Genomic DNA, 8792 nt, shown 5'->3' on the forward strand with positions numbered 1-8792 from the left:
TGGTGATACACACCAAGAGATACTGGCAACAAGACGGGAAATGCGAGAGTACCAGCAGGAAAATCGGTTGCGCTTTGCACAGCACGACAAGCGTTTTGACGAACACGACAAGCGTTTTGATAAAATAGAAGAAACTCTCACCATCATCGTAAACCACCTTCAGAAATAACCACGCCACCTAACAGCTCACTTGACGGGGACAGCTACGTTGCCCGTCAGCTCTGTGGTTAGGCGGCATCACAAAATCAAAAACGATGAAAAACATGTTTATTGCTGTATATGAGTTCAACATAAAACCCGGAAAAGAAGAACAATTCAGACAATCCTGGTTAAAAACTACACAGGCTATTTTTAAAGAGTTAGGTAGCTTGGGTTCAAGGTTGCATTCAACAGATGATCCATTAAAATTTGTTGCGTATGCTCAATGGCCAAACATGGATTTATGGGCAAATAATAATGGCCTTAGAGAGCATGAATCCATACTTGCTATTGAAGATATGCGAGAGTGTATAGAAAACTCAAAAACCGTATATAAGCTACAGGTTACGGATGATTATTTGCAGCAAACTCAGTACGCCTAAGCTGTAGCATTCAGCTCAACTAAAAGCGTCTAACAATACGCTGGTGCTTGCCCCTTCGGGGCGGGACGACCGCACTGCGTGCTCCGGCCCACAGTTTAGCGTTATGCAGCTATTGGTAATGTTTTAAGCTGCCCTCAAAAAATGGTTTCACGCTATACCCTTCTGGAGGAGACACTTGATTCTCGCCTTGAGGGTATATATTAATAATCAAGTCTGTTTCATTGGCAGATTCTGTAAATACCAAATCATCTGTTAAATAGTTCTCAGTATTAGCAGTTAATTGTAATAAAGGAATTTGTATTGCTTGGCTGCCTGCGATTCCTGTTAAAATATTCTGATCAAGATAATTCAAAAAATCACACGAGAAAAATAATATAAGTGGATGAACTCCTGGGATTTGATAACCAGATTGATAAAGCAGATTGTCTTGATTTAGATGAGAAAAAACCACTTGCCAATCCATCATGTCAATAGCTGGCGTTCTTAACAATAAACTAGGTGCGTTATCGAATGACAAAGTAAAACTCTTAGAGTATTCGCGTTCAGCAGTCATACTCATAATTCCTGTCCTGTACAAAGAACGCGAAAAATTCTCTAGAGCTGTAAAGAAGGGATGTGTCCCCAGCCTGCTTCTTACTGTATCTGATAGTAATGACCTGACAATGATTTTATCGGGGACTATATTTCTGGTCCTGGATGCTTGATGATTATATTTGGCTGTGATTTCAAGTACCGGTATTTTGTCAGATTTAATGATTATTCTTTCAAATCCTGCTTCAGATTTTAGTACAATGCAAAGCAGTAAGGTTGATGTGAAAAGCCCAAAATGTTTCATTTTATTTCGTTTTGAAAACACCATAACAAGAAGTAGGTTCTAATATAGTTCATACTTAAATAGCTGCCATATTAGTTATAAAGAAATTTTCGTTCAGGGTAACCGCCGCATAACAAATGCTTCCAGTTCGTTCCGGGGCTTCACCCCTCCACCCGACGACGCCTTCGGCTGCGCGCTACACGCAAGCGTTGAGGCTGTAGAAAAACCCTCAAAAGCCCTGTCCTGGCCGGTGTTGTCTGATAAAATAGCGCTCAAGCCCCTGAGAAGACTTAAAACCCGCACTATGTCTCGCTTTAAACCGTACGACACCAGTCAGAATCTGTTATTACCAGTTAATCTTGCCGAACAACTGGTGCCGGGCTCTTTTGAATACACGCTGAATTACCTGGTAGATCATGAAATCGATACTTCGATCTTTCATGAGCATTACAACAATGATGAAACCGGTCGTTTAACCTACGATCCAGCCATGCTTTTAAAGGTGGTGTTGTTCGCCTATTCCCGAGGGATCACCTCCAGTCGTAAAATCGAAAAAGCCTGTCGGGAGAACATTGTATTTATGGCACTGTCAGCCGACAGTCAGCCTCACTATACGACCATCGCCGAATTTATCAGCCGCTTGAAGGGACCGATTACCCAGCTGTTTATGCAGGTGCTAATGGTGTGTGATCAATTGAGTCTGATCGGCAGGGAGATGTTCGCCATTATGTCACCGACCCCGACAGTGCCAAAATGAAAACCTCCAAAGGCGTGATCCAGGGCTACTGCGGTGTGGCCGGTGTTGATAGTAAGCATAAGGTGATTATGCACGGGGAAGCCTATGGTAGCGGCGCTGAGCAACCGACTCTGATACCCATGGTGCAGGCGATTGACGCTCACTGTGAATGGCTCAAACATCGCAATGTACTGACTACCGCCAAAATTGTAGCCGACAGTGGCTTCCACTCTCGGGAGAGCCTGGAGTCCCTGTTGGCTATGAACGTCGATGGCTATATTGCAGACAACCAGTTTCGTCAGCGTGATCCGAACTTTGATCAGGCTGGGCGTTATAAGATTCAACACAAAAAGGAGCGGGCGGCCCTGGCAAAGAAACACGGTAAGCCTACCGCCTCGGACCGTTTCACCCTGAAAGATTTTGCCTTTGATAAACAGGAAGAAACTTGCATTTGCCCGGCGGGTAAGGCCATGTGGCTTAGCAGCAGGAACGCGATGGTAGGCGGCACATCAGCCTATCAGTTCTGTGGCTATCTTCATTATTGCTAGCTGCACTGTCCAGATTGACCACCTCTACCGTTAAAAAGTCACCCACTCTGCTGTTATCCGGTGACCACACCGCTGCTCAAGGTCCAACATATTTCTTATATTCATCCATTCTGTCCCGTAGTTTTTTAATATATGGGTGTTGCTCCAGCCTGATTGGTTTCTCATTGAACAAAACATGCTCAGGCTGTTGTGCCTCTGTAAGAAAAACCGACCATAAAAATGCTCTCTCATCCAAGACGGTTTTTTGAACCAGCTCTATTTCTTTAGCTTGACTTAACCACTCTTCAAACAATGACAGGTTGTTGTAAAAAAGCTCATACGCATCACTGAAAAAACAATTCATTATGTAGTCCTGGTTCTGATTGCGATCTGTGAACACAAAATAGAAAGGTTCGTAGGAGTCGATGCTATGCAAGCGTCGAAGTCGCTTTGAAATGACGTCATAGAGATCATGTGCTGTCGCCGACATGGGACTCAAAACACAAAGCCGAAGAAATAGCTTAATGGCTGTCATCTGTCGTCCATGTATCCGATAACAGTTGTCTTCTGACCCTGCCAGTCCTTCCTCAATAGCCAGTACCAGAAAGCAGGTAAGTGAATTCAAATCATAAGGCACTTCTACTTGAAAGCGTTCGTTATTTGTTTCTTTTGATGAACATTTGGTGACATTTAGTGGTAAATCTTGACACGCACTGCCTTAAAAGTATCCAATCCAAACTCACAAGGAACAGAATAATTATAGGAAGTCGCACCGATGGATGGTGTACGCAGTTCGGAATCAGCAGTGACCTGTCTGGTGATGCTGGCCCGTTTTCATGGATTGGCCGCTCAGCCGGAGCAGATCAAACACCAGTTTGGTGATTCCGATCGACCTGTTGAGGGGTTAGACCTTTTAAGGGCCGCAAAATTTTTAAAGCTCAAGGCTCGTCGTACAGAAGTTCAGTGTGAAAAACTTCAAGATCTGCCTCTACCCGCCATTGCCCGTCACTCTGATGGCCATTACTTTATCATTGCCCGCTTTCATGATGGCAAAGCACTGATCCAGGACCCTTTGAAAGACCGGCCTGAAACGGTATCACTGGATGTACTGGAAACCCTGTTCACTGGTGAACTCTTTCTATTCACCAAACGGTCATTGCTACCAGGGGGGATAGCAAAATTCGACTTCAGCTGGTTTATTCCGGCCATACTCAAGCATAAAAAACTGATTTATGAAGTGCTGCTGGCATCCTTCTTTATTCAGCTCTTTGCCCTGATTACGCCTCTGTTCTTCCAGGTCATTATCGACAAGGTTCTTGTCAATCAGGCACTAACGACACTGGATGTATTGGCTTTTGGTCTGCTCGTGCTGTCAGTCTTTGATATTGTGCTGAATGGACTCAGGAACTACGTGTTCAGCCATACTACCAATCGGGTAGATGTGGTGCTGGGTTCCCGGCTTTTTAATCACCTGCTCCGCTTGCCCGTTGCTTTTTTTCATGCCCGCAGAGTCGGTGACACGGTAGCCCGTGTCCGTGAGCTGGATACAATTCGGGAGTTTATTACCGGTTCTGCGCTGACGCTGTGTATTGATCTGTTGTTTACTATCATCTTCTTTGTAGTAATGTACTTCTACAGCCCGACACTGACCTGGATTGTTCTCGGCTCTATTCCTTTCTATATCATTCTGTCCCTGATAGTAACGCCTGTTCTTCGTGCCCGATTGAATGAAAAGTTCAAGAGAGGCGCAGAAAACCAGTCCTTTCTGGTGGAGTCTGTCACCGGGATGGAAACCATTAAAAGCAGTGCGGTTGAACCTCAGATGCAACGAGTCTGGGAAGATCAGCTTGCAGCTTATGTCTCTGCCTCGTTCCGGGCGATGAACCTGGGTAATATTGCCAGCCAGTTTGCAGGGCTAATTAACAAGGTAGTCACAGTGCTGATTCTCTGGGTTGGCGCCACCCTGGTGATCAATGGTGAGCTATCGGTCGGTATGCTGATTGCCTTCAATATGATTGCAGGCAGAGTGAGTGCACCTATTTTGAAACTGGTTCAACTTTGGCAGGACTTTCAGCAGGCAGGTATTTCCGTTCAGCGGCTGGGCGATGTTCTGAATACACCCACAGAACCGGGACATGACCCAAATCGTACGACACTTCCAACACTGAAGGGAGTTGTCAAGTTTGAACATGTCACGTTCCGCTATCAACCCGATCGTCCTGCTGTCTTGAATGGCATCTCCATCGCCGTCAAACCGGGTGAAGTCATTGGTATTGTCGGTCGCTCGGGTTCAGGAAAAAGCACACTCACCAAACTGGTACAACGACTTTATGTGCCTGAGTCTGGTCGAGTATTGGTCGATGGCATTGACCTTGCGTTAGTCGAGCCCGCCTGGTTGAGAAGGCAAGTCGGCGTGGTGCTTCAGGAAAACTTTCTGTTTAACCGCTCAGTACGCGACAACATAGCACTGGCTGATTCGGGTGCTTCTATTGAACGGGTCACTGCTGCCGCCCAGCTGGCAGGTGCCCATGACTTTATTCTTGAATTGCCTGAAGGTTATGACACTCAGGTTGGTGAACAGGGCAGCACCCTCTCTGGTGGGCAGAAACAGCGTATTGCCATAGCTCGGGCATTACTGACCAATCCGAAAATTCTGATATTCGATGAGGCCACCAGTGCGCTGGATTATGAGTCCGAACACATCATTCAACAGAATATGAAGCGGATCAGCCAGGGTAGGACGGTTTTTATTATTGCCCATCGTCTTTCAACTGTGCGGGATGCTGACCGCATCATTGTCATGGAAAAAGGTCGTATTGTGGAAGAAGGCGCTCATGATCAGCTGGTTAAGCAAGGCGGACATTACGCCCGGCTGAATGCCCATCAACATGGTTTGCGGGAGGCTATCTAATGGTCAGACCAGTTTGGGAAAAAGCGACCAGGTTCCTGTTGACCAGAACAGAAAAACAGGAAGCATTGCACAATACACGACGCCAATTTCTACCGGCAGCTCTGGAAGTGGAGGAAACACCGGCGAACCCGACCAGCCGAATAATTGTAAAAACCATCATCCTGTTATTCACAATAGCCATTGTGTGGGCTTGCGTGGGCAGGATTGATATTGTTGCCACAGCACAGGGCAAAATCGTACCGGGCGAGCGCGTAAAAACCATTCAGCCGATGGTGATAGGTGAAGTACAGGCCATTCACGTTCGGGAAGGCGATGAGGTGAAAGCTGGCGATCCACTGGTTTCTCTGGTTGGCATTGTGACCGAGGCAGAACTGGTCAGGCTGAAAAAAGAAATAATCGCTCTTGAGCTGCAACTGGCCAGACAACGGGCGTTTGTTAGTTATCTTGATCAACCAGCCCAAGACCAGCCGGACAGTATCCGGGTACCCCAATATAAGGCAGCTGACCAGTACTCGAGTGGCTCGCCGTCACAGGAAACACTGGCTTTTGAAGAACAGTTGCTTGCCCAGCAGATAAAAGACTACTTAACGGCTTCAGACACCCTAAAGAGCCAGCTTAAGAGTAAAGTGGCTGAGCAGCGGACTATTGAAGCTATCGTCAGCAAGCTCCAGCGGATTTTACCCATCATTGAAGAGCGAACACTGGCACTGGAGGGGCTCTACAAAAAGAACTTCGGCTCAAGGGTTCAGTATCTCGAACTGGAACAGCAACGCATAGAGCTGGAAGAAGATATCAAGGCACAAAAAGCGACGGTTCAGCAGCTGGTCGCAGAACAGGAAGAGACTCAAAACCAGCTGCACAGCCTCCATGCCCAGAAACGCCGGGAGAGCCTGGATCAACAGGAGCAGGTTCGTCGCCAGCTGACCAGCCTGAAGCAGGAAAGCATCAAGGCCCAGGAACTGCATGACCAGCAGAAGATTGTTTCGCCCATAGACGGCACAGTGCAGCAACTCCAGATACACACTATTGGAGGTGTCGTTCAGCCTGTACAGGCACTGATGCAGATCGTACCTAAAGAAGCAACCATGGAAGTTGAAGCCTGGGTGCTGAACAAAGATATCGGCTTTGTGCAGGAAGGCCAGCGGGCAGAGGTGAAAATCGACACCTTCAACTTCACCAAATACGGTCTGATTGGCGGTGAGCTGATCAATATCTCCGACGACGCTGTACCCGATGAAAAGCAAGGCTTGCGGTACCTGGCCAGTGTTCACATAGAGAAAGACTGGATGCTGGTAGAGAAAAGGAAAGTGAATCTGTCGCCTGGCATGAGTGTAGCTGTGGAAATTAAAACCGGGCAGCGGCGATTGATAGAATACTTTTTGAGTCCGCTTTTGAGGTTTAAGCAGGAGAGCATCAGGGAAAGGTAAAGCCTTTTTCTGGGCAGTCTATTTTATTGATTCAGTTACAGGTAGAGAGAATGAAGAAGAGAAAAGTAAAACAAGAAATGCAAGAACTACTCAACAAAGGTATGGGAAAAAGTGAAATTTACAAAAAATATCAGGATAACGGCCTACCAGAGAAAAAACTGGCCTTAATGGTAACTGCACTTCCTGATCCTTTCTTGTGCCAGAAGTATGAAAAAATGAATAACCTGCTTATTCTTATAATGTTCGTTCAGGCAAGCATCGCAGCTCTGATTGGTTTCAATACGGGGGCCTTGTTAGGAGGACATAACATTATCCTTTTTGGTCTGATCAGTATTGCTGTGCCCGTACTGTTTATTATTGGATTCTATCGCTATAGCTTAACAGCCTACAATGCTTTTCTTATCCTTGGCATTATCCAGTTTCCCCGCTTATTCAAAGATATAGGGCAAGTGCCAGTTTTTACCACTTTGGTCGTTGTCTTTTCAATACTGAGCATGGGCTACGTCTGGTTTTTGAAAAGTAGGCTTTATCCAGACAGTGGGCTGTTTGGCGTGAAGAAAAAGGGTAGAGGCTATTTTCAATTAAACCAGTAGTTATAGGTGACTGAATAGCTTATGAAAGTTGTTTTTAAATTACCAAAATCATCGGTAAGTAGAACTTTTTTCTACTCGCTTTTATTGGGGTTTCTTATAATCGCTTTCACTAACTTGGAGAAACTGACAAGGAGTTTAGATGATTTAAAATCAGAAAAGAAATACTGTGGTGTTGTTATTAGCGTTTATTTGAGTCAGGGTCGAAGGAGTTCTGCTTCCTGGATTTTAAAGATCAAAAGTGATCGGGTAATCAAAACTTTTAACTTATCCGGTGTGCACTTTAATGGAATAGACATAAATAGACGCTTAGAGAGAGGTGACTCTGTTTGTGTTAGCTATCTTGAGCCAAATTTTCCAAGGCTAAGTTTATTTATAACTCAAATAGAGAATAATAAAGACAAATTGCTAGAACTACATAAGGTAAAAAATAGTTTCACAAAGGTTAGCAACAAAGTCTGGTGCTTTGCCTTTATCCTGTTTTTTTTATCCTTATGTTTTAGCATCAGGATTAAAAGGGATTAATAATGTCAGCGATGACAAATGCTGAAGCTGCAATAAGCATTTTAAGCGGCCTTAATGCTAAAGTTGCCATAGCCAATGCTACCAAAGGTTACGCAGAGAGTGCTGGTGACGATTTTTCAGTTAAAGAATACAAAAGTGCAGTGGACTTATACTCAGCTATGAGTGCATTGAAAGAATTATCTGTAGCCAAATCACTTCCGGGTGTAAATTTGCTACAGCTATCATCTCTTTTGGCTGAAATGTCAAAAGACATTGAAAATGGGAAAATAAGTGATAATGTTATCCAAGACACTCTTGGCTTAGTCGTTACTGTTTTAGCAGTTAGTTCAACTGGGCCTATAGCTGTAGCCGCTGCTGTAACAGGCGTGGCATTGGGTGCCTATTCACTGGTTAGGTCTGAAGGCACTACACACATTGCAGACACTATCTCAAATGCTTTGGATGATGCATTCAACTCTGAAATAACCGTTGACCCATCAAGTCAAACAACATCACCCAACGACCCAGCTCTTATTATTTCAAACGACCCTAACATTACAATAACCGATGAGCCATTACAGTCAACAGATATTAACCTCAGTATTGAAACTGACAACGCCACCGGCGTGAAAGTTATCACCATAACCGATGAGAATGGCAAGGCATCTATTGTCACTGTTCAACCGAAAGAACCTCTGGATA

The 8792-nt window shown here is 45.1% G+C and carries 9 protein-coding genes; 7 read left to right on the top strand and 2 right to left on the bottom strand.

Going from position 1 to position 8792, the window contains the following annotated elements:
• Positions 1-254 precede the first annotated feature (254 nt).
• Positions 255-581, top strand: a complete 327-nt coding sequence (locus KDK19_RS13830; protein WP_257275519.1) for a putative quinol monooxygenase — start codon at positions 255-257, stop codon at positions 579-581.
• Between the two features lie 109 nt (positions 582-690).
• Here the strand turns inward: KDK19_RS13830 and KDK19_RS13835 are convergent, their stop codons facing one another.
• Positions 691-1134, bottom strand: a complete 444-nt coding sequence (locus tag KDK19_RS13835) for a hypothetical protein (protein WP_257275520.1) — start codon at positions 1132-1134, stop codon at positions 691-693.
• 514 nt (positions 1135-1648) lie between these two features.
• On the opposite strand from KDK19_RS13835, the gene KDK19_RS13840 reads away from it, so the two are divergent.
• Both KDK19_RS13840 and KDK19_RS13845 read left to right on the top strand, forming a co-directional pair.
• Positions 1649-2152 carry a transposase gene (locus KDK19_RS13840; RefSeq protein WP_257275522.1) on the top strand — a complete coding sequence of 168 codons (504 nt, stop codon included), beginning with the start codon at positions 1649-1651 and terminating at the stop codon, positions 2150-2152.
• Positions 2149-2679, top strand: a complete 531-nt coding sequence (locus KDK19_RS13845; protein WP_257275524.1) for a hypothetical protein — start codon at positions 2149-2151, stop codon at positions 2677-2679. Before KDK19_RS13840 ends, KDK19_RS13845 begins: the two co-directional genes overlap by 4 nt.
• Before the next feature lie 76 nt (positions 2680-2755).
• On the opposite strand, the gene KDK19_RS13850 is transcribed toward KDK19_RS13845, so the two are convergent.
• Positions 2756-3283 carry a hypothetical protein gene (locus tag KDK19_RS13850; RefSeq protein WP_257292193.1) on the bottom strand — a complete coding sequence of 176 codons (528 nt, stop codon included), beginning with the start codon at positions 3281-3283 and terminating at the stop codon, positions 2756-2758.
• 150 nt (positions 3284-3433) lie between these two features.
• Here KDK19_RS13850 and KDK19_RS13855 point away from each other — a divergent pair, with 150 nt between their 5' ends.
• The 4 genes from KDK19_RS13855 to KDK19_RS13870 form a co-directional block, all read left to right on the top strand.
• Positions 3434-5569 (top strand): type I secretion system permease/ATPase, encoded by a 2136-nt coding sequence (locus tag KDK19_RS13855; protein WP_257275528.1) that lies wholly within the window; start codon positions 3434-3436, stop codon positions 5567-5569.
• Positions 5569-6996 (top strand): HlyD family type I secretion periplasmic adaptor subunit, encoded by a 1428-nt coding sequence (locus tag KDK19_RS13860; protein WP_257292194.1) that lies wholly within the window; start codon positions 5569-5571, stop codon positions 6994-6996. The genes KDK19_RS13855 and KDK19_RS13860 overlap by 1 nt, the downstream gene beginning before the upstream one ends.
• A 50-nt stretch (positions 6997-7046) precedes the next feature.
• Positions 7047-7589 carry a hypothetical protein gene (locus KDK19_RS13865; RefSeq protein WP_257292195.1) on the top strand — a complete coding sequence of 181 codons (543 nt, stop codon included), beginning with the start codon at positions 7047-7049 and terminating at the stop codon, positions 7587-7589.
• Positions 7590-8113: 524 nt separating this feature from the next.
• Positions 8114-8792 (top strand): hypothetical protein (locus KDK19_RS13870; RefSeq protein ID WP_257292196.1); only part of this gene is annotated, 679 nt, incomplete at its 3' end.

Origin of the sequence: Endozoicomonas sp. ONNA1, assembly GCF_024606325.1 — a bacterium.
In the GTDB taxonomy this organism is placed as follows: domain Bacteria; phylum Pseudomonadota; class Gammaproteobacteria; order Pseudomonadales; family Endozoicomonadaceae; genus Endozoicomonas_A.